Origin of the sequence: Roseobacter sp. TSBP12 (genome assembly GCF_009129705.1) — a bacterium.
Lineage (GTDB): Bacteria > Pseudomonadota > Alphaproteobacteria > Rhodobacterales > Rhodobacteraceae > Celeribacter > Celeribacter baekdonensis_A.
In genome coordinates this window covers 47,426-69,445 of the sequence record NZ_PYIB01000061.1, presented here as the reverse complement: position 1 = coordinate 69,445, position 22,020 = coordinate 47,426, and the positions used below count along the sequence as shown (strand labels likewise).

The window sequence follows — 22,020 nt, the reverse complement described above, 5'->3', positions numbered from 1 at the left end:
GCAGAGCGCGGATCGGGACGTTACTGACCTGATCCCAACGCGAGACGGACAAGGAGAACGATAATGGATGGTACGATCCTCGTCGCGGATGACGACCGCACAATCCGCACGGTTTTGACCCAGGCGCTGACCCGCGCCGGGTGTAAAGTCCATGCGACCTCATCATTGGTGACGCTGATGCGCTGGGTGGAAGAGGGCAAAGGCGATCTGGTGATTTCCGATGTGATCATGCCCGATGGCAATGGGCTTGAGGCCCTGCCGCGCATCGCGGAACTGCGTCCCGGCCTGCCGGTGATCGTGATTTCGGCGCAAAACACCATCATGACCGCAATTCAGGCCGCCGAAGCGGAGGCCTTTGATTACCTGCCCAAACCGTTTGATTTGCCGGATTTGATGAAACGGGCGGCAAAAGCGTTGGAGGTCAAACGCCGCGCCAATCCGGCGCCCTCGACCGCCAAAGCGCCTTCGGAAACGGTGCAGGAAGACCTACCGTTGGTGGGGCGCACGCCCGCGATGCAGACGCTCTATCGCTTGGTCGCGCGGGTGATGAATACCGATCTTCCGGTGCTGATCACCGGCGAAAGCGGGACGGGCAAATCCCTGATCGCACGCGCCATTCATGATTTTTCCGATCGTCGCAGCCTGCCGTTTGTGGTGGTCTCTGCCTCTGATCTGGCGACGATGGAAGGCCCGGCGACGGTGATTTCGCGCGCCAAAAACGGGTCTATCCTGTTTGATGAGGTCGGCGATCTGGACGAGGACGCGCAAGCGCGGATCGTGCGGATGCTCGACAGTTTCACCGACAATGCGCCGCGGATCATGGCCACGTCTCAGGCCGATCTGGGCGCGAAAATGGAAAACGGCGCCTTCCGTCAGGATCTGTTTTACCGTTTGGGCGGGGTGACGATTTCGGTGCCCTCGCTGCGCGAACGGGTCGACGATATTCCGCTTTTGGCCGATTTCTTTTTGGGCAAGGCCGAGCGCGATGGCATGGCGGCGCGCCGTTTTACCAATGAGGCGCTCGAACTTGTGCGCGCCTACAGTTGGCCCGGCAACGTGCGTCAGTTGGAAAACACCATTCGGCGGCTGATCGTGACCGCCCCCGAAGAGGAAATCACCCGCACCGAAGTCGAATTGGTGCTGGGCAATCAGCCCGCGATGGAGCCATTGCAGGGCGGGGGCGAGGGCGAAAAGCTGTCGTCGTCTGTGGCCAAGCATTTGCGCCGCTACTTCGACCTGCATGGCGGGGTTTTGCCCTCACCGGGTCTGTATCAGCGCATTTTGAAGGAGGTCGAAGGGCCTTTGATCGAAATTGCGCTCGATTCCGTCGGCGGAAATCAGGCCAAATGTGCCGACTTGCTTGGCATCAACCGCAATACCTTGAGAAAAAAGATCAACGACCTCGATATTCAGGTGACACGCCGCCGCAAACTGATGTAAATAGGCACATCCGTGGTGATTTGGGCGCAGTGACAGGAATATCACGCTGCTGCGTCCTTGGTGCCACGGTGTGAGGGGGCGTTTTCGGCACCGGATCACCGGGCCAAGGCGCTCCGGTGGACCAGTACGAGGTGGGCTTTGGCACAGACAATCGGCAAGCAAAGCTGGAACAGGCTCATGCGCCTGCGACGCCTGCGTCGGTTGCAAAACGCCGCGACTGTCGCGGTGTTTGTGTTGGGGCCGATCCTGGCAATCTCGACCTTTTTGGTGCTTGGCCCGTTGGATCACGGCCCCGCATCGGGGTCGCTGCGCGTCGTGCTTTTGGCCGATGTGGTCTATGTCCTTGTGGTGGCGGGGCTTGTTGCCCAACGCATCGCTCGGGTCATTGCCGCACGCCGCGCCCATTCCGAAGGCTCGCGGCTGCACCTGCGCCTCTCTGGCGTCTTTGTTCTCCTTGCCCTGATCCCGACCATCACCGTGGCGATTTTTGCCGTGGTGACGGTGAATTTCGGCCTTGAGGGCTGGTTTTCGGATCGGGTGCGCAATGTGGTCGGCTCCTCGTTGGAGGCCGCCAAAGCCTATGAGGCAGAGCATCACGACGGCCTGGCCGAAGACACGCGGGCGCTGGCCAATTTCATCATCGAGCGCCGTCGGTCCATGACAATCCTGCCCGATGGCGCGCTGCGTCAGGTGCTCAATCAGGGCCAGGGGCTGATCCAACGCGGCTTGCGTGAGGCCTATGTGATTGATCGCGCGGGCGACATCCGGGCGCGCGGCGAACGCTCCTATCTGTTTGATTATGAACAGCCCTCAGAGGCGGATTTGCGCCGGGCTGAAACCGGCGAACTGGTGCTTATTGACGATTGGGACCGCAACGAAAGCCGCGCCTTGCAGCGCCTTGCGGGCTTTTCGGATCGCTATCTTTATGTCACCCGCGATGTCGATGGCAAAATCCTCAACCTGCTTGATGATACCCAGGATTCCATCGCGCTCTACAATCAGTTGGAAAGCGAGCGCGGGCGGCTTTTGTTTGAATTTGGCCTTTTATATCTGGGGTTTGCGATCATTTTGATCTTGGCCGCCACTTGGCTTGGCCTGTGGTTTGCCGAACGTCTGGCGCGCCCGATCGGACGGCTGGCCGGGGCGGCGAAACAGGTCGGCGAGGGCGATTTGTCGGTGCGGGTTCTGGTCGAGGATGGCGATGATGAAATCGCCACGCTGGGTCAGGTGTTCAACCAAATGACCGGCCAGCTCAACATCCAGCGCAACGAACTTTTGGACCGCAACGAACAGATTGACCGCCGCCGCCGCCTGTTTGACTCGGTGCTCTCATCGGTGACGGCGGGGGTGATGGGGCTGGACGCCGAGGGGCGGGTGACCCTGTCCAACCGGTCGGCGCACGCACTTTTGTCCGTGGGGGAGCGCGATGTGACGGGCGAGGCGCTTGCCGTGGTGGTGCCGGAGTTTGGCCCGCTGTTTGACGCGCTGCGCAGTCAGGCCCGCGAAGTGGTGCAAGAGGAAATCCGGTTGATCCGCTCCGGCGCACAGGAGAGCCTGTTGGTGCGCATCGCCACGCGGCGCGATGTGAACGGATTGCTGGAGGGCTATGTGGTGGTGTTTGACGATGTGACCGATCTTGTGTCGGCACAGCGTTTGGCCGCTTGGGGCGATGTGGCGCGCCGGATCGCGCATGAAATCAAAAACCCGCTGACGCCGATCCAATTGTCGGCCGAACGCATTTTGCGCAAATTTGGCAAGGGATTGTCCGAAGAGGGCCGCGCCGATTTGGAGCAATACACCTCGGTGATCGTGCGCCAGACCGGGGATTTGCGTCGCATCGTTGATGAGTTTTCAAAATTCGCCCGGATGCCGACGCCTGAGCGGCGCGATCATGATCTGGTCGAACTGGTCAAAGGCGCCGTGTTGTTGCAACAAAACGCCCAGCCTGATGTGACCATCACCGCCGAGATCACGCCCCGGTCCGCTTGGGCCGAGGTGGATGCGACGATGATTGGTCAAGCGTTGACAAACCTAATTAAAAATGCCGGGGAAGCCATTGAAAGTCTTTACGAAAATGGCATACCAGAGGGCCACACGCCGCATATCCATGTGGCCTTGACGCGCGACGGCACAGAGGCGGTGGTGACCATCACCGACAATGGGATCGGCCTGCCCGAAGATCGCTCCCGCCTGTTTGAACCCTATGTGACGACACGCGAAAAGGGTACCGGGTTGGGCTTGCCGATTGTGAAAAAAATCATCGAGGAACATGGCGGCACCCTGACATTGACGGACGGTGTGCCACTTGATCCCTCGGGGCAGATCGGGGCGCAGGCGACATTACGCCTGTCCTTGATTGAAGAGGTGGAAGTAGATGAAAAACAAAAGCTTGCAGTATAACGTTGAGGTAAAGGGTGTGACACATGGCTGACATTTTGATTGTCGATGACGAACGCGATATCCGGGAGTTGATCGGAGATATTCTGCGCGACGAAGGCTATGAAACGCGCTTGGCGTCGAACTCTGAGGACTGTCTCAAAGAGATCAATGATCAGGTGCCCTCGCTGATGGTGCTCGACATTTGGCTAAAAGACAGCGGCATGGACGGGATCGACATTCTCAAACATGTCAAACGCGAACATCCCGATGTGCCGATCATCATCATTTCCGGTCATGGCAATATCGAAATCGCCGTGGCGGCGATCAAACAGGGCGCTTACGATTTCATCGAGAAGCCGTTCAATATTGATCAGTTGATGGTCGTTGTCGGCCGCGCCATGGAGACCTCGCGACTGCGGCGTGAAAACGCCTCGCTCAAACGCTCCGGGGGTGCCGAGGTTGAAATGATCGGCGTGTCCTCGGCGTTCAAACAGCTTAAACTCAACCTCGACAAGGTGACCAAATCGAACGGGCGGGTGATGTTGACCGGGCCTGCGGGTGTCGGCAAAGAGGTGGCGGCGCGGTTCATTCACACCCATTCCGACCGCAAGGACGCAGCCTTTGTGACCGTGTCCTCGGCCACGGTCGAACCCGACCGGATGGAAGAGGTGCTGTTTGGTCGCGAAAGCCCGGAACGTGGAATTGAGAAAGGCTTGTTGGAACAGGCTCATGGCGGGGTGATCTATTTCGACGAGGTGGCGGATATGCCGCTTGGCACCCAATCGAAAATCCTGCGCGTGCTGGTCGATCAGCGGTTTACCCGCGTCGGCGGCACGGCGAAAGTGTCTGTCGATCTGCGGGTGATTTCGTCCACTGCGCGCGATCTGGCGGTTGAGATTGCGGCGGGGACGTTCCGCGAAGAGCTCTATCACCGGCTGAACGTGGTGCCGATTGAGGTGCCCGCGTTGGAAAAACGCCGCGAGGACATCCCGGAACTGGCCAATCATTTCATTGAGATGCTCAACCGTACCCAGGGTCTGCCGCTGCGCGCGCTCTCCGAAGATGCCGCCGCGATGCTGCAAACCATGACGTGGCCGGGCAATGTGCGGCAGTTGAAAAACGTGATCGAACGGGTGTTGATCCTGGGCGAGGCATCAGGCGACATCGAGGCCGAAGAATTGCCGTCGCAGGAGGGGGCGAACGAGGATGACACGCGTGCCATTCTGTCGCCCGCCATCGCAACCTTGCCCCTGCGAGAAGCGCGCGAATTGTTTGAGCGTGAATATCTTTTGACGCAAATCAACCGCTTTGGCGGCAATATCTCCCGCACCTCGACCTTTGTCGGCATGGAACGCTCCGCTTTGCACCGCAAACTCAAATCCTTGGGTGTGATGACCGGCAACAAACAGGGCGGGCGCGTCGCCTATATCTCTGAAGATGCCGAGTGAAGCCCGCGAGACGAGTTGACCGAAGGGATCAGACATGACAAGCCTCTTAGCTGAAACGACGATGTCAAAACAGTCAGGGATGATGCAATGAAAGTCATCATTTGCGGCGCGGGGCAGGTGGGTTGGCAGATCGCCAAGCAACTCTCGGGCGAAAAAAACGACGTGACCGTCGTCGACAACAACCCCGCCCTGGTGCGCCGCGCGACCGACACGTTGGACGTGCAGGGGATCGAAGGCTTTGCCTCCTACCCGGATGTGTTGGAAAAAGCGGGTGCACGCGATGCCGATATGATCATCGCCGCGACCTATTCCGATGAGGTCAATATGGTCACCTGTCAGGTGGCGCATTCGGTTTTTGCCGTGCCGCGCAAAATCGCGCGTCTGCGGGCGCAAAGCTATCTGACCGCGATTTATTCCGATCTTTACCGTCGCGATCACATGCCGATTGACGTGGTGATCAGCCCGGAGAAAGAGGTGGCCGAGGCCGCGCTGCGCCGTCTGGCTGCACCTGCCGCCTTTGACACCCAAGCGTTTTTGGCGGGTCGTGTGCATCTTATGGGCATCTCCTTGGTCGAAGATTGCCCGGTGCTCAACACCTCGCTGCGCGAATTGTCCGATCTGTTTTCCACTCTGCGCGCCATTGTTGTCGGCGTGCGCCGCGACGGGCGTTTGTTTGCGCCCGAACCCAACGATCAACTCTATGCGGGGGATGCGATTTATGTGTTCACCCACTCGGATGACATCACCCGAACCCTTGAAATCTTTGGCAAAAAGCAAGGCAAGCAAGACCGCGTCGTGATCCTTGGCGGCGGCAATGTCGGATTGGCTGTGGCACAGGCTTTAGAGGCACGCACCGACCGGGTGCGGGCCAAGATCATCGAGAAAAACCGTAAGGTCGCCGAACGCGCCGCCGACAGTTTGGAGCGCACCATTGTGTTGAATGGCGATGCGTTGGATCAGGAACTGCTCTCTGAGGCGGGCATCAGCCGCACCGACGCCGTGCTGTGCGTCACCGACGACGATAAGGTCAATATGCTTTCCGCCGTGCGGGCCAAACAGGCGGGCTGTTCGATGGCGATCTGTCTGGTCAATGACCCGACCTTGGTGCCGATCCTCACCGCGCTCGACATCGACGCCTATATCAACCCGCGCGCCACCACCGTGTCCTCGATCCTGCGCCACATCCGTCATGGTCGGGTGCGCAATGTCTATTCGGTCGGTGATGGCGAGGCCGAGGTGATCGAGGCGCAAGTGCTTTCCACCTCACCAATTTCCGGCAAGCGCATCAAAGACATCGCCTTCCCCGAAGGCGTCTTGATCGGGGCGATTGTCAAAGGCGATAAATACGTCAAACCCACGGGCGACACCCGCGTTGATGAGGGCGATGTGATCACCATCTTCTCGCTCGCCGCCGACGTGCCTGAGGTCGAACGCCTGTTGCAAGTGTCGATCGACTTTTTCTAATGAACCGCTTTGCGCGCATGCCATTTTTTGTCCAGCTGATGCTGGTCTCGGGGACGGCGATGATGATCCCTGCGGCCTATGCCATTGGTCTGCGCGAATGGGACGATGCCCGGGCTTTCGTCTATGCGGCGGTGTTGTTTTCCTCGCTGGCGATGTTCATTGCCATTGCCCGGTTTCGTCCCGAGCGCACCGAAGACCGCGACAGCGCGGGCGACCGTGACCGTGAGGGGCGCAATCAACTTTTGACGCTTTTGGCGACCTATACGCTGCTGCCGCTGATCCTCGCCGTGCCCTTTGACGAGGCGACCAAAACCACCACTTATTTCAACTCGTATTTCGAAATGGTCTCGGCGCTGACCACCACGGGAGCGACGCTGTTTGACGATCCGACGCGGTTGTCCCGCCCGGTGCATCTGTGGACGGCGTTGGTCGGTTGGCTGGGCGGTTTGTTTGCGTGGGTGACGGCCGTGGCCGTGTTGGCACCGCTGAATCTGGGCGGGTTCGAGGTGATTTCTTCGCGCGAACCGGGCCAAAGCGAGACCCGCGCCTCACAAATCACCCGCATCGCCGCCGCCCCCGAACGCCTGGCGCGCTTCACCGCCAAATTGTTCCCGATCTATCTGGGCCTGACCTTGGCGCTGTGGTTCGCACTCTCGATGGTCGGCTCCTCGGCCTATGTCGCGCTCTGCCATGCGATGTCGGTCATGGCCACCTCTGGTATCTCGCCCGTGGGCGGGTTGGAGAGTGGCGGCGCCGGGTTTATGGGCGAGCTTTTGGTCTTTGCCTTCTTGTTTTTGGCGCTGTCGCGCAAAACCTTCACCGCCGATCATCCGCGCCCCGATGCGCCGCCGCTGTGGCGCGACCCGGAAATGAAAATCGCACTGGCCCTGATGATCACCGTGCCGATTTTCCTGTTTCTGCGCCATTGGGTCAGCGTTTTGGAGGTGTCCGGCGATTGGACGTTCTGGCGCGCTCTGTCCTCGCTCTGGGGCAGCTTGTTCATGGTGCTGTCCTTTCTCTCAACCGCAGGATTCGAAAGCTCGGGCTGGGCCGAGGCACGGCTGTGGTCCGGCTTGCAAGCGCCGGGCGTGTTGTTGATGGGGTTGGCGATCTTTGGCGGCGGCGTGGCGACCACGGCGGGCGGGGTGAAGCTGATCCGGCTTTACGCTTTGGTGCGCCACGGCGAACGCGAGATCGAAAAACTGATCTCGCCGCATTCGGTCGGCGGCGCGGGGGCCAATGCGCGGCGCATCCGCCGCGAAGGTGCCTATGTCGCATGGGTCTATTTCATGGTTTTCGCCTTTACCATCGCCTTCGTGATGATGTTGCTGGCGCTGTTTGGCGTGGAATTCGAAGAGGCGGCGGTGTTTACCATTTCGGCGCTGACCACCACCGGACCTTTGATCAAGGTCGCAGGCGAAGCCTCGATGAGCTACGCCTCATTGTCAGACCCGCAAAAGGTGATCCTGGCCGGAACCATGGTTTTGGGACGGCTTGAGATGTTGGCGATTATTGCCCTGTTGAACCCGGAATTCTGGCGGCGTTAGTGGCCGCAGTGACGCAAAATTGTGCCGCCTTTCCCGGCATCTGGCCAAAAATCATGCCGTTATCTTGACATTCCTTAAGAACTCCTGCGAACGTGTCGCCAAGTGCTGTCGCCCGAGGGACAGCTCGCATCATAAGCGCAAGAATAAAGGCAAAGTATCATGGCCGGTGACAAACAGAATCTCCAGGACGCATTTCTCAATCATGTCCGCAAAACCAAAGTTCCCGTAACGATTTTTTTGATCAACGGCGTCAAGCTTCAGGGCGTGATCACATGGTTTGACAATTTCTGCGTCCTTCTGCGTCGCGATGGTCAAAGCCAGCTTGTGTATAAACATGCGATCTCGACCATAATGCCGGCGCAACCGATCAATCTCTACGACGGCGAAGAGTAAGCGGCACGGGGGTGCGGCCCTGCGTCTCGCCCCTGTCCTGTCTTGTGAAGGCGCAATGAGCCGATGACATCTCGGCTTTGGCACGGGTCGTTTGGCTCTGTGCCTTTTTGCGTGCCCTTGTAAATTGGCGTGCAAATCGCTACCTGCGGCAGAGTAGAGATTGGGTGAAATCAGCGGCGAAAATCGCCTGAGATCACCCGCAACCCTAAGGAATACGATTGTCCGAACTGCACGAACATGAGGTGTTGAAGACCCGCGCATGGGTCATCCACCCGGATATTACATCAGATCGCAACCGCCGCGATCCGGTCGCGGGGCTTGAAGAGGCCGTGGCCTTGGCCGATGCTTTGCCCGAACTTGAGGTGGTTGGCTCAGAGATCGTGCGCCTGCCGAAAATGCAGCCGGGGCAACTGTTTGGCTCGGGCAAAATCGCCGAACTCAAAGAGCGGTTGAACGCGGCCGAGGTCGATTTGGTGTTGATCGACGGGCGTGTCAGCCCGGTGCAACAGCGCAATCTTGAGAAAGAGTGGAAGGTCAAACTTCTCGACCGCACGGGGCTTATTTTAGAGATTTTTTCCGATCGCGCCCGCACCCGCGAGGGGGTGTTGCAGGTCGAAATGGCAGCCCTCACCTATCAACGCACCCGCCTGGTGCGGGCCTGGACCCACCTTGAGCGGCAACGCGGTGGTTTGGGCTTTGTCGGCGGTCCCGGCGAGACCCAGATCGAGGCCGACCGTCGCGCCATTGACGACCACCTGTTGCGGCTCAAACGCCAGCTTGAGAAAGTCGTCAAAACCCGCGAATTGCACCGCGCCGCGCGCGCCAAGGTGCCGTTCCCAATCGTGGCGCTGGTGGGCTACACCAACGCCGGGAAATCGACGTTTTTCAACAAGGTGACCGGTGCCGATGTGTTCGTCAAAGACATGTTGTTCGCCACGCTCGATCCGACCATGCGCTCCGTGGTCTTGGAAGCGCCGCAGGGTGGCACCGACCGCGAGATCATTCTCTCGGATACGGTGGGTTTTATCTCCAGCCTGCCGACCCAACTTGTCGCCGCCTTCCGCGCGACGTTGGAGGAGGTGCTGGACGCCGATCTGATTTTGCATGTGCGCGATATTTCCCATGAGAAAAGCGACGAACAAGCGGCGGATGTGCGTAAAATCCTCTCTGATCTGGGCATCAAAGAAGATGCGCCGATGTTTGAGGTCTGGAACAAAATTGATTTGTTGGATGATGAGGCGCGTCAGGCCCGGCTTGAGCGCGCGCAATCTGAGGATGATAAATTCGCCATTTCCGCAGTGACCGGCGAAGGCGTGGCCGATCTTTTGGCCGCCATTTCGAAATATTTCGAAGAGGAAAAAATCAGTCGCGACCTCCTGTTGCCCTATGCACAGGGCAAACAACGCGCTTGGTTGTTCGCCGAGGGTGTGGTGGAACAGGAAACGGCGACCGAGGAGGGGTATCAGATGACGGTGCTCTGGACCCCGCGGCAAGAAAAGCAATTTCGGGAGATGTAAGATGGCGGAAAAACGGACGGCAAAACTCTATATGCTGTTGCTGGAAGCGACGGCAGGACCGAAGATCGCCAAACGCCCCGGCCTGCGCAGACCGATCATCGGCTTTGTTGTCGCCCCGGCGCATGGCGTCGCTTTGGAACACGCCGTGTTCAACCTGCGTGCGCAAGGTTGGGACAAAGTGCATGTCAAAAATTGCAAAGCCGTCTCCGCCAACCCCGCCTTGCTGAAAGACCCCGATCAAAAGGCTGCGGCTGAGAAGGCGCTGAAAAATGGTGCGGCGTTCATCGTCTTTGCGGGCAAGGTCAAGCCGGGCAAGATGGACGCCTGACCTAAAGCGTTTCGGATTTAAGGTGAGATACGACTTAAATCCGAACGCGCGGAGCCTAACTTAGGATGCGGGCGTTTCGGGACAAACTCGTTATTCAAGTTAATCCCGAAACGCTTTAAGTCAGCTTTCTCTGGACGGCGTCACCACCCGCGCCGGATTGCCGACCACGGTCACGCCGGGGGCCACATCTTTGGTCACCACGCTGCCCGCGCCGACAATCGCGCCATCGCCAATCGTCACGCCGGGCAAAATGATCGCGCCGCCACCGATCCAGACATCTTGTCCAATGCGGACGGGCAGGGCGCGTTCGATCAATTCACTCCGCAGCTTTGGGTCGCGGTGATGATCGGCACAGTAGATTTGCACATGCGGACCCAACATCGACCGCGCGCCAATCTCCACTCGGCCACTGTCCAAAATCACGCATCCGACGTTCAAAAACGCCGCATCGCCCAGATGGATGTTGACGCCATAGACGCAACGAAACTGGCCTTCGATCCGGGCCGTGTCCGGGGCTGTGCCTAAAACCGCGCGCAGCTCAGGCGCGATGTTGCCGCGCGCGCTGGGACGCGTGGCGTTATGGGCGTGGACCGCGTCAAAGACCCGCAATCGCCGTGTATCCAGCGCCGGATCAAGGCAACAATACCACTCCCCGGCCTGCATCTTTTCAAACTCGTCCATTGCCACTCACCGGATGAAATCACCGCGGGCTGCGCGGCTCAATGTGAGAGTTTCATGGTCACAATCCCGGCCAAAATCAAGCCCGCCGCGATCAAACGCGGCAGGGTGGCGGCCTCGCCCAGCACCACAATGCCCACAATAAACGCCCCGACTGCGCCGATCCCGGTCCAGATCATATAGGCCGTGCCCAAAGGCAGGCTGCGCATCGCCATGGCCAAAAGGGCAAAGGAACTGAGCGCAAAGACGGCCGTCAGCGCGGTGTCCAACGGGCGGGTGAAGCCGTCGGATTGTTTCATGGTGAAGGCCCAGGCCACTTCGAGCAGCCCAGCGATGGTCAGATAGACCCAAGCCATATGATGATCCTTTGTGCGCGTGTGTTTCGGCAAGGATGCGGCAGCGCGGCGCCTCTGGCAAGGTGTTGGTTAAAAATATTTCCGGTTGAGAAATAAATGCGGACTACGCCACTGGATCAGCCCAGGTGTCGGGCTGATCCTCTTTGCAGCTCTCACTGATCTTGCGCATCCGCCGGGGTCAAATGCGTCACGCCCACACCTGCCGCGCGCGCCAGATCGGGGTCCAAACTCATTGGCACATATTCACCGCGCCGCCACAGCTCACCCAGATCATCGTAATGACGTGACAGCGGATGACCTGATTGCCCGGTGGCGGTGATAAACACCGAACTGTCGGGATCGGCAAAGTCATAGACGCCGCGATAGGCCGCGCCGTGCACGTTGGCAAAGGGATCATCACCCTCGCCAGAGGTCACGCCACGCATCAAGGTATTGTCGCCGCCCGAAGTCGATTGCCGGATGTTCACCACCCATTTGAGGAACGGGACATTGCCCAAAACCGGGTGGTTGTGCTGGGCTATATGCGCATCCCCCCAGCGCAGGCTTTCGAGATTGGTCGAATATTGCTCGCCAATCCATAAAAGTGCATCGTCCAAGGCAAGCCGGGCAATGTCGGTACAGGTCTCGACCGGGGCGGATTGCAATACGTCACACCACACGGAGGCCCCGCCGATGTTGCGGTAGACCCGTTCGATAAACAGCGGCTCGACATGGGTGAACTCATGCGACAAGGGGCCGATTTCGTCGCGGATCAGGCGATCTTGCAGCGCCCGCATCCAGGCGTAATAGATCAAAGGTTCGGGCAGATGTTCGTTCATCTCGCCGTTCCATTCCGCCAAAAGGGCAAGCGCACGTTGGCGTTGACGCTCAACCGTGCCCTCAGGGGCGGCCTCGCCGGTGAACCAAAGATCGGCACCAACGAGCGGTAACAAAGCCCGCGCAGAGGGCGACACCACATCGTTTTGCACCTCGATAAAGCTCTCGCGGGTGTGGACCTCACGCGATTGCATCAGCCGTTGCCACCGCTGAATGCGTTGACTGTCCCCCCAGTGATATGACAGGTGATCGGGGAAGGGCGCATCGACGGTTTTGTTGTTGGTGTTGCCGATGATCTCATCCGGCCCCGCGTCGAACTCTGGCAGATCGTCATAGCTGCGCCAGCCCTGCCAACGGTTGGTTGCGATCCAGCCGGGGGAGGGAATGCGGCCCATGGATTGATGCGCGGCGTCCCGCAAAGGTGCGCGCCCTATGACTTTCATCGCCACCCGATCCGGGTCACTGAGCGCCAGATTGAGCGCGGGGGCGGCAAAATCGCGCCCGGCCGCCAAAGCGGAGGTCATCGTATGGGCGTGGTTCAGCGCCACCACCGCCGACATTGAGCGATCATCGGACACCAGCGCGGTCCAGGCCACCGACATGACATGACCCGGCGGCGTGATCGTGCCGACGTCAAAGGCGCTTTTTGGCAAGATCGGCCCGTTTTCGGACCATTGCAGCGTCAAGGTCACCGGGGCCGCATCTTTGATCTGAATGATCGAGGCCCGTGTGCGCAGCGGTTTGAACCCAGCCGGGGTCAGAACTTCGTCCGCTTTGTCCGGGTTGAGCTTTTCCACATAAAGATCGGCGTCATCCAGATAGGCGGCGGTGATGCCCCAGCCAAAATCCTCGCCGCGCCCCGACACAACGCCCGGAACCCCTGGTACAGTCGCGCCAATCACGCCGCCCGTGCCCAGTTCCAGCCGCGCCAAATACCACGCCCCCGGAGCGGAAAACCCCAGATGCGGATCATTGGCCAAAAGCGTCGCACCCGAGGCGGAGCGCCGGGGGGAGGCGGCCCAAACATTGGACGCGCCCGCAAGCCCGGCTTTGGGGAAGGGCGCGAGCGCATAGTCGATGCCGGAGTTGGCGGTGAACGGCGCGACATCGGGGAAAAGCGCGGCATATTTGGGCAAAACTGCGGTGCCCTGACCCGGCGCATCGGGCATCAGATCGGCCAGCCGTTCGGGCGAGATCAACAAAGAGGTGCGCGCGCGTAAAACCTCGTTGGGGATTTGATCGGAGAGCTGCACCGCGACGAGTTTGAGAATGGCGATGGAATCAGCAGGCCGCCAATAGGCAATCTCTGTCGGGAACAAAAAGAACTCCGGCGCGCCGCGCCCCAAAGAGCCTTTGTTGACCTCTTCGATCCAGGCATTCACGCCGCGCGCATAGGCTTCGAGTGCCGCCGTGGTTTCGGGCGTTTGCGCCGCCACCGAGGCCTCCGCCGCGGCATAAAGCCCAAGACGGCGCATCAATTCGTCGGTGGCAAAGGTGCGCTGGCCATAAACCTCAGAGAGCTTGCCCTGCGCCGTGCGCCTGAGCAACATCATCTGAAACAACCGATCCTGAGCATGCGCAAAGCCCAAGCCATAATAGACATCGGCATCCGTGGCGCCAAAAATATGCGGCACATTGGCATTGTCTCGGGCGATCTCGACCGGGGCGGAAATCCCCGCCACCGTATGATCCGCATTATAATCGGGCAGGGAACGCGAGGCCAACCAATAGGTCAACCAAATGCCCAGGACCGTGATGATCACAAGCGCGGACACGAGTTTGAGCAGCAATGAAAAAATGCGGGGCATGGTGGGCATGGAGAGGGGCATGGGATCAGTCGTGTTGGGTCGGACCCGAGGGGCCGCTGTGCGGATATGGGTGTTGACGCGCCGCCCCGATGGGCTAGGCTTCTGGCCTCGCGTTAAAGCACATAGATCGCAAAGGGGAAAGCCATGGCGAAAGTCGGATTTTTGGGTTTGGGCGTCATGGGATACCCGATGGCCGGGCATTTGGCCGCCAAGGACCATGAGGTCACCGTCTATAACCGCACCAGCGCCAAGGCACAGGCCTGGGCCGAGGCGCATCAGGGCGGATATGCCGCCACCCCGCGTGAGGCGTCTGAGGGGTGTGATTTCGTCATGAGCTGTGTCGGTAATGATGATGATCTGCGCTCGGTCTGCCTTGGCCCGGATGGGGCCTTTGCGGGGATGAAAAAAGGCGCGATTTTTGTCGATCACACCACGGTCTCCGCCAAGGTCACCCGCGAACTGGCCGAAGCCGCCGCCGCCTTTGGCATCGGTTATGTCGACGCCCCGGTGTCGGGCGGTCAAGCGGGCGCGGAAAACGGCGTGCTCTCGGTGATGTGTGGCGGGACTGAGGCGGATTTCGCGGCGGCGGAGCCGGTGATGGCCGCTTACGGCAAGATTGTGAAACTCTTGGGCGCGGTCGGCATGGGCCAGACCGCCAAGATGTGCAATCAAATCTGTATCGCGGGCCTGATGCAAGGCCTGTCCGAAGCGCTGCATCTGGCGGAAAAATCCGGGCTGGACGGTGAGGCCTTGGTCGAAGTGATCTCAGGCGGGGCCGCCGGGTCATGGCAAATGATCAACCGCCACAAAACCATGCTGGCGGACGAATACAACCACGGTTTTGCCGTCGATTGGATGCGCAAAGACTTGGCAATCTGCCTTGCCACGGCGGATGAAGTCGGCGCGTCGCTGCCGGTCACCGCGCTGGTCGATCAGTTCTACAAAGACGTGCAGAAGATGGGCGGCGGACGGTGGGACACCTCGAGCCTGATGAAGCGGCTGAAGGCGTTTGAGTGAGGGGGTAACACCCCCCTTTCCCCCATCCCCATCCCCCTGCTATAAGGTCCTTGATCAAAGGACCCAAAACACATGACCGAAAAGAAAAGCTCAGGACGCGGTGCGCGCGAACTGCGGGTGAAAGTGAAATCGGCGCGGGGGCGGAAACTTTCGTCGACGCTTTGGCTTGAGCGCCAACTGAACGACCCCTATGTCAAGCGGGCCCATGATGAGGGCTACCGCGGGCGGGCGGCGTTTAAGATTTTGGAACTCGACGACAAATTCCGCTTTCTCGTGCCCGGCGCGCGGGTGGTAGATCTGGGCTGTGCGCCGGGCGGGTGGTGTCAGGTGGCGGTCAAGCGGGTCAACGCTTTGGGCGAAAAATCCGGCAAGAAAATCGGCACTATTCTGGGCGTCGATTTGCAACAGGTCGATCCGATCGCGGGCACCGAAATCCACCAACTTGATTTCATGGAAGACGATGCCGATCAAAAGGTCAAAGACTGGCTGGGCGGTAATGCCGATGTGGTGATGTCGGACATGGCGGCGGCCTCGTCGGGGCACAAACAGACCGACCACCTGCGCATCATGGCGCTCTGTGAGGCGGCGGCCTATTTTGCCTTTGACGTCTTGGAGCCGGGCGGCACGTTCGTGGCCAAGGTCCTGGCGGGCGGCGCGGAGGGCGATTTGCAAAAGCTGCTCAAACAGAAGTTTGAAAAGGTCGTGCACGTCAAACCGCCCGCGTCGCGTTCGGACAGTTCGGAAAAATTCGTTGTGGCCACTGGATTTAGGGGCTGATCTTGGAGCGCTGGCTGAGGATTCAAGCCGGGCCTGCGGACCTGGCCTTTGATCCTGAAGTCGGCAATATCCGCCGCTTTTCTCTGGACGGCCACGACATCTTGCACACCGCCCATTGGGTCGGAACACCCTCGGCGCAGGCTGCAGACAGTGTGATTGACGCCCATCTGGCCGGGGATTTTCTGGCCGCGCCCTTTGGTGCCTCCGATCTTGTGCCTGACCCGCCGCATGGCTGGAGCGCCAATTCGCGCTGGCATCTGATCAGCCGCTATCAAGGCGCGGGAGGTGCGGGGATGAAACTGATGTTGGATCACGACATCATGGGCGCGCGGGTGACGAAAGACATCCGGCTTTGCGAAGACCACCCCGTGCTCTATCAAACCCATGTGATCGAAGGCGGACCGCAAGAGGCAACCGCGCCGAGCGGGCTGACCTTTGCCCATCATCCGATGATCCGCGTCTCTCCCGGCGATGCCATTGCCACTTCGCCCAAACGCGCCGCTCTGTCGCCAGAGACCCCTTTGGAACCGGCGCATGTCCTGGCCTATCCGGGGCGCAGCACCGATCTGACGCGTTTTCCCGCAGCAAACGGTGGCACGGTGGACTTGACCCAGTATCCGCGTGGCAGCGGGCATGAGGATTTCGTCACTTTGGTGGAAGCTGAGGTCGGGATCGGTTGGACCGCCGTGACCCGTGCGGCACAAAATGACATTGTCGTGGTGCTCAAAGACAGCGCGGTGATGCCGGTGACGATGCTGTGGATCTCCAATGGCGGGCGCGACTATGCGCCGTGGGACGGGCGCCATGACGGGGTTTTGGGCGTCGAAGACGGCTGTACGGCCGGGGCGGAGGGCCACAAAGCGGCGCTTGGCGACAATGCGATTGCCCGCGAAGGCGTGCCCACCGCGCTCATCCTCGGACCAAACACCCGCCATACCCTGCGCCATGCCATCGCCGTTCTGCCGCGCCCGGAGGGGTTTGATGGCGTAAAATCGCTGACGATCCGCGAAAATCGGCTTATTTTGACCGCAATCAACGGGTCTGAGGCCGAAAGCCGGTTTGAAAGCGGTTATTTCTCTATTTGAAATATACCTTTCTGATGTAGATCAACGTGGCACAAAGCACCGCTGTATAAGCTGTCAGAAATCTCACAGGGAGCCCCCCCGCCATGCGGCTGACAATCCGAACCAATCTTGCCATGCGTGTGTTGATGGCCTGTGCCGTGAACACCGGCCATATGGTGCGCCGTGCGGAGATCGCCAAGGCGGCGAATGCATCCGAGAACCATTTGGCGCAGGTGGTGCATCTTTTGGCCAATGAGGGCTATATCGACACCACGCGCGGGCGGGCCGGGGGCATCGCTTTGGCGCGCAGCCCCGACAGCATCACCATCGGCGATGTGTTTCGTCATTTCGAAGCGGGCGTGCCCTTTGCCGAATGTTTTGCGGGCGATGACAATACCTGTCCGCTCAGTGCCGTCTGTCGGTTGCGCGTGGCGCTCACGGCTGCGTTAGAAGCGTTTTACGGCGTGTTGGACAGCATGACCTTGCAAGATCTGATTGCAGACAATGCCGGTCTTGAGGCGTTGTTGAACCTGCCGCAGCCGGATATGATGCTGCCGCAAGGCGGCTGTACGGTCGCGGCTCAGCTCTGAGGTCAGGCGGTAGTCTCTGATCCGGCGCGCGCGGCGCCAAAGTCAGCCATAACCTTGATCGGCCTGCACTTCAGCGCCAGTCCAGACAAGCCAGTGCCAACGCCAGTGCCAATGACATTCAGTCGCCAGCCCATGCAACGTAATCCATGCCCTCGCCGAGGGTTAAGGCGCTGAGCGGCCCATTCTTGCAAGGCTCGCAAGAGCTGTGTTCAGCACCGTGTCAAAACTTGCCGTCGCGTCGACCTCGATCACATCGGGTTCGTTGGCGGGCGGCTCCAACGTGGCGAATTGGCTGTCGATCAAGGTGGCGGGCATGAAGTGATCCGCGCGGGCGCTGACGCGGGATTTGGCGACATCGTAGGGCAGGGCGAGGTGGATAAAAACCACGCCCGGCACGCCGCGCAGCCGATCCCGATAGGCGCGTTTGAGCGCGGAGCAGGAGACCACGACACCCGCGTCTTGCGACAACTCCGCCGCGATCCGGTCCAGCCACGGCGCGCGCATTGTGTCATCCAAGGGCCGCCCCGCCGCCATCGCGGCACGGTTTTCGGGCGGGTGAAGATCGTCGCCCTCGACAAAGCGCCACTCAAGCTGCGTCGCCATGGCCTGCCCGAGCGTGGATTTGCCACAACCGCTTACCCCCATGATGACAAGGCTCTGTGCCATGGTGTTCCGCCTGTTCGCTGTTTTGTCGCTTTGTTCTATCATGTTGTTCTATCAAGGGCATGCGCCCTGACAAAGCCCCTGATGTCTGCCAGACAGCGCCCGGTCTTTGGTGTCGCCCTCACATGTTTGTGTTCTCATCCGTCACCCTATGCTGACCTGGGTCAATGTCATTGCTGTGGTTTTCTATCAGGCTACACTGATTGGAGAGGACTCACCGGTCGGGCGTGCTGTGCGCGCTGGGTTTTGGATCTGAAAAAGGGTCAAACATGTTATGACTGCCACGCCGAAAGAGGTTAAACATCAAAGTGATCAGCCGGGCGTGGATGCTGCGGCGTCCCGCGACGGTCATATCGCCGCCATTCGCGGCGGCGTTGTCGATGTCGCCTTTGACGGGGATGTGCCCCGTATCCATGATCTGCTCTATGCCGGCGATGTGGCGCTTGAGGTTGCGGCCTTAATTGGCGACGGTTTGGTGCGGGCCATGGCCTTGGCCCCCGTGCGCGGGCTTGGTCTGGGCATGGCGGTGCGCAACACCGGCGGGCCGATTACGGTGCCGGTGGGCGATGAGGTCTTGGGGCGGATGCTCGATGTGTTCGGTGCGCCAATTGACGGACGTCCCGCGCCCAAAGGTGCCGCTCTGCGCTCCATCCACCAAGCCCCGCCGAACCTCAGCGACCGGGTGTTGCAGTCCGAGACGCTTGAGACCGGGATCAAGGCGATTGATCTTTTGTCGCCGATTGAGCGCGGCGGCAAAACCGGGCTGTTTGGTGGCGCGGGGGTGGGCAAGACCGTGTTGATCACTGAGCTGATCAACAACACCGTCCAACATCACAAGGGCGTCAGCCTGTTTTGCGGCATTGGCGAACGGTCGCGCGAGGCCGAGGAATTGTACCGCGACATGGGCGAGGCCGGGGTGCGCGACAAGACCGTGATGCTGTTTGGCCAGATGAACGAGGCCCCCGGCGTGCGGTTTTTGATCGGCAACACCGCCCTGACCATGGCGGAATATTTCCGCGACGACAAAGGTCAGGATGTGCTGCTGTTGATCGACAATATTTTCCGCTTTGTTCAGGCCGGGTCCGAGGTCTCGGGGCTGATGGGGCGGATGCCCTCGCGGGTCGGCTATCAGCCGACTTTGGCGACCGAATTGGCGGCGCTGGAAGAGCGGATCACCTCGACCAACAAAGGTGCGATCACCTCGATTCAGGCGGTCTATGTCCCGGCCGATGATTTCACCGACCCGGCGGCGGCGCATATCTTTTCGCACCTCTCGGCCTCGGTCGTGTTGTCGCGCAAACGCGCCAGCGAAGGGCTGTATCCGGCGGTCGATCCGCTCGCGTCGGCCTCGGTGATGTTGACGCCCTCGGTGGTTGGCCAACGCCATTATGACATCGCCCGCGCGGTGCGCCGGACCTTGGCCGACTATGAAGAATTGCGTGACATCATCGCCATGCTGGGCCTCGAAGAACTGTCCTCGGCGGATCGGGCCACCGTGGCCCGCGCCCGTCGATTGGAGCGGTTTTTGACCCAGCCGTTTTTCACCACCGGCTCTTTCATGGGCACGACGGGCAGATCGGTGCCGATTTCGGACACGCTCGACGGCTGTGAGCATATTTTGGGCCAGAGCCAATTCGATTTGCCTGAGAGCGCCTATTACATGATCGGCGGGTTGCAGGACCTGAAGGGGGCGACATGAGCCTTGCCTCTGAGATGAGCGTCACCCTGCGCCTGCCGACCAAAACGTTGTTTAAAGGGCAAGCGACGCGGTTGATGGCGGTGGCGCAGAACGGCGGCTTTGGGATTTTGCCGAACCATATGGATATGGTCACGGCGCTGGTGCCTTCGGTTCTGACGCTGGTTCTGACGGATGGCAGCGAGGTGATTTTTGGCCTTGATGAGGGGCTTTTGGTGAAAAAGGGCCATCATGTCAGTGTCTCCACCCGGCGCGGTGTGGCGGGGGATGATCTTGTCAGTCTGCAAGACCGGGTGCAAGACAGTTTCATCCAGATGGACGAAGACGAACGCATCGCGCGCGCCGCCCTGTCGCGGCTTGAGGCCAATATGGTGCGCCGCTTTGCCGATTTGCGAAAGCCATCGTTATGAGCAACCCCCCAGATCCCAAATCGGACCGATCAGACCAGTCTGCCCGTGACATCGCACGTCATGCCCAGCGGATGAAATCGACCCGCGATCATCCCCCCCCAAGCCCGTTGCGTGGCATCAGCACCTTTGGCATGGTCGGCTGGTCGGTTGCTGTGCCCACGGTGGGCGGGGCGTTTTTGGGGATGTGGCTGGATCGGGTCGCGCCACAGACGTTTTCATGGACCATCGCTTTGATTTTGGGCGGTGTGGTGCTTGGGGCGTTCATCGCCGGGGCATGGATCAGCAAAGAAAGAGGCGAGCGATGATTTCGATAGACGCGGTGAGCGTGGATTGGATGGCTTTGCTGATCGGGCTTGCCAGTGGCGCGGTGATGAGTGCGGTGTTTTTTGCCGGCCTTGCCTATGGCATGCGGCGCGCTTTGAAAGCCACGCGCCCGGTTCCTGTCCTGATCCTGAGCGCGGTTTTGCGCATGGTGCTTTTGCTCGGCGCGGGCTGGGTCGTGGTGACCTTGGCCGGGGTTTGGGCCTTTGCCGGCTTTGCCTTGGCCTTTGTCATCTTGCGGTTTCTCGCCATCCGTTTGGACCTGTTTACCCCTGGATCAGGAGCCACATCATGACCCTGTCCCCCGACCAAACCATCTTGTTCGACCTATGGGGCATCTCGCTGAATGCCACGGTGTTTTTCACCTGGATCGTTATGTTGGTGCTGACGTTGGGCTCTATTTTGGTCACCCGAAATCTGCGCCCAGATGTGCCGCCAAATCGCTGGCGCACCATGTTGGAGGTGATCGTTCAGGGCATCGAAAGCCAGATCAAAGAGATCGCCGGGCGCACGGATCGCCCGTTGCTCTACTATGCCGGCACGCTGTTTTTATTCGTCGCCGTCTCCAACTTGCTGCTGGTCATCCCGGGGTTTGAACCGCCCACCGCGTCGCTGTCCACCACCACAGCGCTTGCGCTCTCCGTCCTGATTGCCGTGCCGCTGTTTGGCATCACCAGCCGGGGTTTGGGCGGTTATCTCAAGACCTATCTTGAACCCTCGTTCATCATGCTGCCTTTCAATATCATCTCAGAATTTTCGCGCGGCGTCTCTTTGGCCGTGCGCCTCTATGGCAACATCATGAGCGGGGCGGTGATCGCCACGATCCTGCTCGGGGTTGCGCCGTTTTTCTTTCCGGTGATCATGGATGTTCTGGGCCTGCTGACCGGCATGATCCAAGCCTATATTTTTGCCATTCTGGCGACGGTTTACATCTCAAGCGCCACAGAATCTTCAACAGAATCTTCCACCGACCCCGCACATCCTCCCCAGACTGAAAAGGAAACATCATGACTGATCTCGGTCTCATTGCTGCCATCTCGATCTTTACTGCGGGCTTGACCGTGGCTTTCGGTGCCATCGGTCCGGCGCTTGGCGAAGGGCGTGCGGCCTCCACCGCGCTCAGCGCCATCGCCCAACAACCTGACGCCGCCTCAACCCTGTCGCGCACCCTGTTCGTCAGCCTTGCAATGATCGAATCCACGGCGATTTATTGTTTCGTCGTGGCGATGATCCTGCTCTTTGCCAACCCGTTCTGGAACGCCGCCGTTGCGGCGGCGCAGACGGCTGCACCGGGTGTGGGCGGGTAAA

General features: G+C 59.9%; 22 protein-coding genes. 18 read left to right on the top strand and 4 right to left on the bottom strand.

The window, feature by feature from the left end; translation table 11 throughout:
- The first annotated feature begins 63 nt into the window (after positions 1 to 63).
- The 8 genes from C8029_RS18200 to C8029_RS18165 all read left to right on the top strand — a co-directional run bounded on the left by C8029_RS18200 (position 64) and on the right by C8029_RS18165 (position 10,516).
- Positions 64 to 1,440, top strand: coding sequence for a response regulator (locus C8029_RS18200; RefSeq protein WP_009571243.1), 1,377 nt, complete (start codon positions 64 to 66; stop codon positions 1,438 to 1,440).
- Positions 1,441 to 1,617: 177 nt separating this feature from the next.
- Complete coding sequence (locus C8029_RS18195) at positions 1,618 to 3,840, top strand: sensor histidine kinase NtrY-like (RefSeq protein ID WP_009571242.1); 2,223 nt, start codon at positions 1,618 to 1,620, stop codon at positions 3,838 to 3,840.
- A gap of 23 nt (positions 3,841 to 3,863) precedes the next feature.
- Positions 3,864 to 5,267 carry a nitrogen assimilation response regulator NtrX gene (gene ntrX, locus C8029_RS18190; RefSeq protein ID WP_152003448.1) on the top strand — a complete coding sequence of 468 codons (1,404 nt, stop codon included), beginning with the start codon at positions 3,864 to 3,866 and terminating at the stop codon, positions 5,265 to 5,267.
- Positions 5,268 to 5,354: 87 nt separating this feature from the next.
- Positions 5,355 to 6,731, top strand: coding sequence for a Trk system potassium transporter TrkA (gene trkA / locus C8029_RS18185; RefSeq protein ID WP_009571240.1), 1,377 nt, complete (start codon positions 5,355 to 5,357; stop codon positions 6,729 to 6,731).
- On the top strand, positions 6,731 to 8,278 hold the full coding sequence (locus C8029_RS18180) for a TrkH family potassium uptake protein (RefSeq protein WP_009571239.1): 1,548 nt from the start codon (positions 6,731 to 6,733) through the stop codon (positions 8,276 to 8,278). Before trkA ends, C8029_RS18180 begins: the two co-directional genes overlap by 1 nt.
- A gap of 159 nt (positions 8,279 to 8,437) precedes the next feature.
- A complete protein-coding gene (hfq, locus tag C8029_RS18175) occupies positions 8,438 to 8,671 on the top strand; it encodes an RNA chaperone Hfq (RefSeq protein WP_009571238.1) in 234 nt (77 codons plus the stop codon).
- Positions 8,672 to 8,889: 218 nt separating this feature from the next.
- Complete coding sequence (gene hflX, locus C8029_RS18170) at positions 8,890 to 10,188, top strand: GTPase HflX (RefSeq protein ID WP_009571237.1); 1,299 nt, start codon at positions 8,890 to 8,892, stop codon at positions 10,186 to 10,188.
- Between the two features lies 1 nt (position 10,189).
- Complete coding sequence (locus C8029_RS18165) at positions 10,190 to 10,516, top strand: hypothetical protein (RefSeq protein ID WP_009571236.1); 327 nt, start codon at positions 10,190 to 10,192, stop codon at positions 10,514 to 10,516.
- Positions 10,517 to 10,636: 120 nt separating this feature from the next.
- Here the strand turns inward: C8029_RS18165 and C8029_RS18160 are convergent, their stop codons facing one another.
- The 3 genes from C8029_RS18160 to C8029_RS18150 all read right to left on the bottom strand — a co-directional run bounded on the left by C8029_RS18160 (position 10,637) and on the right by C8029_RS18150 (position 14,174).
- Positions 10,637 to 11,197 carry a sugar O-acetyltransferase gene (locus tag C8029_RS18160; RefSeq protein WP_009571235.1) on the bottom strand — a complete coding sequence of 187 codons (561 nt, stop codon included), beginning with the start codon at positions 11,195 to 11,197 and terminating at the stop codon, positions 10,637 to 10,639.
- 38 nt (positions 11,198 to 11,235) lie between these two features.
- Positions 11,236 to 11,550 carry a DMT family transporter gene (locus C8029_RS18155; RefSeq protein WP_009571234.1) on the bottom strand — a complete coding sequence of 105 codons (315 nt, stop codon included), beginning with the start codon at positions 11,548 to 11,550 and terminating at the stop codon, positions 11,236 to 11,238.
- A 152-nt stretch (positions 11,551 to 11,702) separates the two neighbouring features.
- The gene (locus C8029_RS18150) at positions 11,703 to 14,174 is read right to left on the bottom strand and encodes a penicillin acylase family protein (RefSeq protein ID WP_193217688.1); all 2,472 of its coding nucleotides are present in this window, start codon (positions 14,172 to 14,174) and stop codon (positions 11,703 to 11,705) included.
- A 144-nt stretch (positions 14,175 to 14,318) separates the two neighbouring features.
- Here C8029_RS18150 and C8029_RS18145 point away from each other — a divergent pair, with 144 nt between their 5' ends.
- The 4 genes from C8029_RS18145 (at position 14,319) to C8029_RS18130 (ending at position 17,622) form a co-directional block, all read left to right on the top strand.
- The gene (locus tag C8029_RS18145) at positions 14,319 to 15,191 is read left to right on the top strand and encodes an NAD(P)-dependent oxidoreductase (RefSeq protein WP_009571232.1); all 873 of its coding nucleotides are present in this window, start codon (positions 14,319 to 14,321) and stop codon (positions 15,189 to 15,191) included.
- A gap of 72 nt (positions 15,192 to 15,263) precedes the next feature.
- On the top strand, positions 15,264 to 15,968 hold the full coding sequence (locus C8029_RS18140; protein ID WP_009571231.1) for an RlmE family RNA methyltransferase: 705 nt from the start codon (positions 15,264 to 15,266) through the stop codon (positions 15,966 to 15,968).
- A 2-nt stretch (positions 15,969 to 15,970) separates the two neighbouring features.
- Complete coding sequence (locus C8029_RS18135; RefSeq protein ID WP_152003446.1) at positions 15,971 to 17,053, top strand: hypothetical protein; 1,083 nt, start codon at positions 15,971 to 15,973, stop codon at positions 17,051 to 17,053.
- A gap of 83 nt (positions 17,054 to 17,136) precedes the next feature.
- Positions 17,137 to 17,622 (top strand): RrF2 family transcriptional regulator, encoded by a 486-nt coding sequence (locus C8029_RS18130; protein ID WP_152003445.1) that lies wholly within the window; start codon positions 17,137 to 17,139, stop codon positions 17,620 to 17,622.
- Between the two features lie 162 nt (positions 17,623 to 17,784).
- Here C8029_RS18130 and C8029_RS18125 read toward each other — a convergent pair whose 3' ends face one another.
- Positions 17,785 to 18,288 carry a gluconokinase gene (locus C8029_RS18125; protein ID WP_009571228.1) on the bottom strand — a complete coding sequence of 168 codons (504 nt, stop codon included), beginning with the start codon at positions 18,286 to 18,288 and terminating at the stop codon, positions 17,785 to 17,787.
- Between the two features lie 271 nt (positions 18,289 to 18,559).
- Between C8029_RS18125 and atpD the strand changes: the two genes are divergently transcribed.
- From atpD to C8029_RS18095, 6 genes are read left to right on the top strand one after another with little or no spacing between them, the layout of a single operon-like run.
- Positions 18,560 to 19,984 carry a F0F1 ATP synthase subunit beta gene (atpD, locus tag C8029_RS18120; RefSeq protein WP_009571227.1) on the top strand — a complete coding sequence of 475 codons (1,425 nt, stop codon included), beginning with the start codon at positions 18,560 to 18,562 and terminating at the stop codon, positions 19,982 to 19,984.
- The gene (locus tag C8029_RS18115; RefSeq protein ID WP_009571226.1) at positions 19,981 to 20,391 is read left to right on the top strand and encodes an ATPase; all 411 of its coding nucleotides are present in this window, start codon (positions 19,981 to 19,983) and stop codon (positions 20,389 to 20,391) included. Before atpD ends, C8029_RS18115 begins: the two co-directional genes overlap by 4 nt.
- Positions 20,388 to 20,696: an AtpZ/AtpI family protein gene (locus C8029_RS18110; protein ID WP_009571225.1), complete on the top strand. Its 309-nt coding sequence runs from the start codon at positions 20,388 to 20,390 to the stop codon at positions 20,694 to 20,696. The genes C8029_RS18115 and C8029_RS18110 overlap by 4 nt, the downstream gene beginning before the upstream one ends.
- Positions 20,693 to 21,007, top strand: a complete 315-nt coding sequence (locus C8029_RS18105; RefSeq protein WP_009571224.1) for an N-ATPase subunit AtpR — start codon at positions 20,693 to 20,695, stop codon at positions 21,005 to 21,007. The genes C8029_RS18110 and C8029_RS18105 overlap by 4 nt, the downstream gene beginning before the upstream one ends.
- Entirely contained in the window at positions 21,004 to 21,723 is a 720-nt protein-coding gene (locus C8029_RS18100) for a F0F1 ATP synthase subunit A (protein ID WP_152003444.1), read from the top strand. The genes C8029_RS18105 and C8029_RS18100 overlap by 4 nt, the downstream gene beginning before the upstream one ends.
- Positions 21,720 to 22,019: a F0F1 ATP synthase subunit C gene (locus C8029_RS18095; RefSeq protein ID WP_152003443.1), complete on the top strand. Its 300-nt coding sequence runs from the start codon at positions 21,720 to 21,722 to the stop codon at positions 22,017 to 22,019. Before C8029_RS18100 ends, C8029_RS18095 begins: the two co-directional genes overlap by 4 nt.
- Position 22,020: the final 1 nt, after the last annotated feature.

Bases quoted from the DNA above. Each gene is read 5' to 3' on its own strand.
- C8029_RS18100 (WP_152003444.1), top strand. From the start codon at position 21,004: ATGACCCTGTCCCCCGACCAAACCATCTTGTTCGACCTATGGGGCATC.
- C8029_RS18130 (WP_152003445.1), top strand. From the start codon at position 17,137: ATGCGGCTGACAATCCGAACCAATCTTGCCATGCGTGTGTTGATGGCC.
- C8029_RS18115 (WP_009571226.1), top strand. From the start codon at position 19,981: ATGAGCCTTGCCTCTGAGATGAGCGTCACCCTGCGCCTGCCGACCAAA.
- ntrX (WP_152003448.1), top strand. From the start codon at position 3,864: ATGGCTGACATTTTGATTGTCGATGACGAACGCGATATCCGGGAGTTG.
- C8029_RS18125 (WP_009571228.1), bottom strand. From the start codon at position 18,288: ATGGCACAGAGCCTTGTCATCATGGGGGTAAGCGGTTGTGGCAAATCC.
- C8029_RS18200 (WP_009571243.1), top strand. From the start codon at position 64: ATGGATGGTACGATCCTCGTCGCGGATGACGACCGCACAATCCGCACG.
- C8029_RS18145 (WP_009571232.1), top strand. From the start codon at position 14,319: ATGGCGAAAGTCGGATTTTTGGGTTTGGGCGTCATGGGATACCCGATG.
- C8029_RS18160 (WP_009571235.1), bottom strand. From the start codon at position 11,197: ATGGACGAGTTTGAAAAGATGCAGGCCGGGGAGTGGTATTGTTGCCTT.
- C8029_RS18105 (WP_009571224.1), top strand. From the start codon at position 20,693: ATGATTTCGATAGACGCGGTGAGCGTGGATTGGATGGCTTTGCTGATC.
- C8029_RS18110 (WP_009571225.1), top strand. From the start codon at position 20,388: ATGAGCAACCCCCCAGATCCCAAATCGGACCGATCAGACCAGTCTGCC.
- C8029_RS18095 (WP_152003443.1), top strand. From the start codon at position 21,720: ATGACTGATCTCGGTCTCATTGCTGCCATCTCGATCTTTACTGCGGGC.
- hfq (WP_009571238.1), top strand. From the start codon at position 8,438: ATGGCCGGTGACAAACAGAATCTCCAGGACGCATTTCTCAATCATGTC.
- C8029_RS18180 (WP_009571239.1), top strand. From the start codon at position 6,731: ATGAACCGCTTTGCGCGCATGCCATTTTTTGTCCAGCTGATGCTGGTC.
- C8029_RS18195 (WP_009571242.1), top strand. From the start codon at position 1,618: ATGCGCCTGCGACGCCTGCGTCGGTTGCAAAACGCCGCGACTGTCGCG.
- trkA (WP_009571240.1), top strand. From the start codon at position 5,355: ATGAAAGTCATCATTTGCGGCGCGGGGCAGGTGGGTTGGCAGATCGCC.
- atpD (WP_009571227.1), top strand. From the start codon at position 18,560: ATGACTGCCACGCCGAAAGAGGTTAAACATCAAAGTGATCAGCCGGGC.
- C8029_RS18150 (WP_193217688.1), bottom strand. From the start codon at position 14,174: ATGCCCCGCATTTTTTCATTGCTGCTCAAACTCGTGTCCGCGCTTGTG.
- C8029_RS18165 (WP_009571236.1), top strand. From the start codon at position 10,190: ATGGCGGAAAAACGGACGGCAAAACTCTATATGCTGTTGCTGGAAGCG.
- C8029_RS18140 (WP_009571231.1), top strand. From the start codon at position 15,264: ATGACCGAAAAGAAAAGCTCAGGACGCGGTGCGCGCGAACTGCGGGTG.
- C8029_RS18155 (WP_009571234.1), bottom strand. From the start codon at position 11,550: ATGGCTTGGGTCTATCTGACCATCGCTGGGCTGCTCGAAGTGGCCTGG.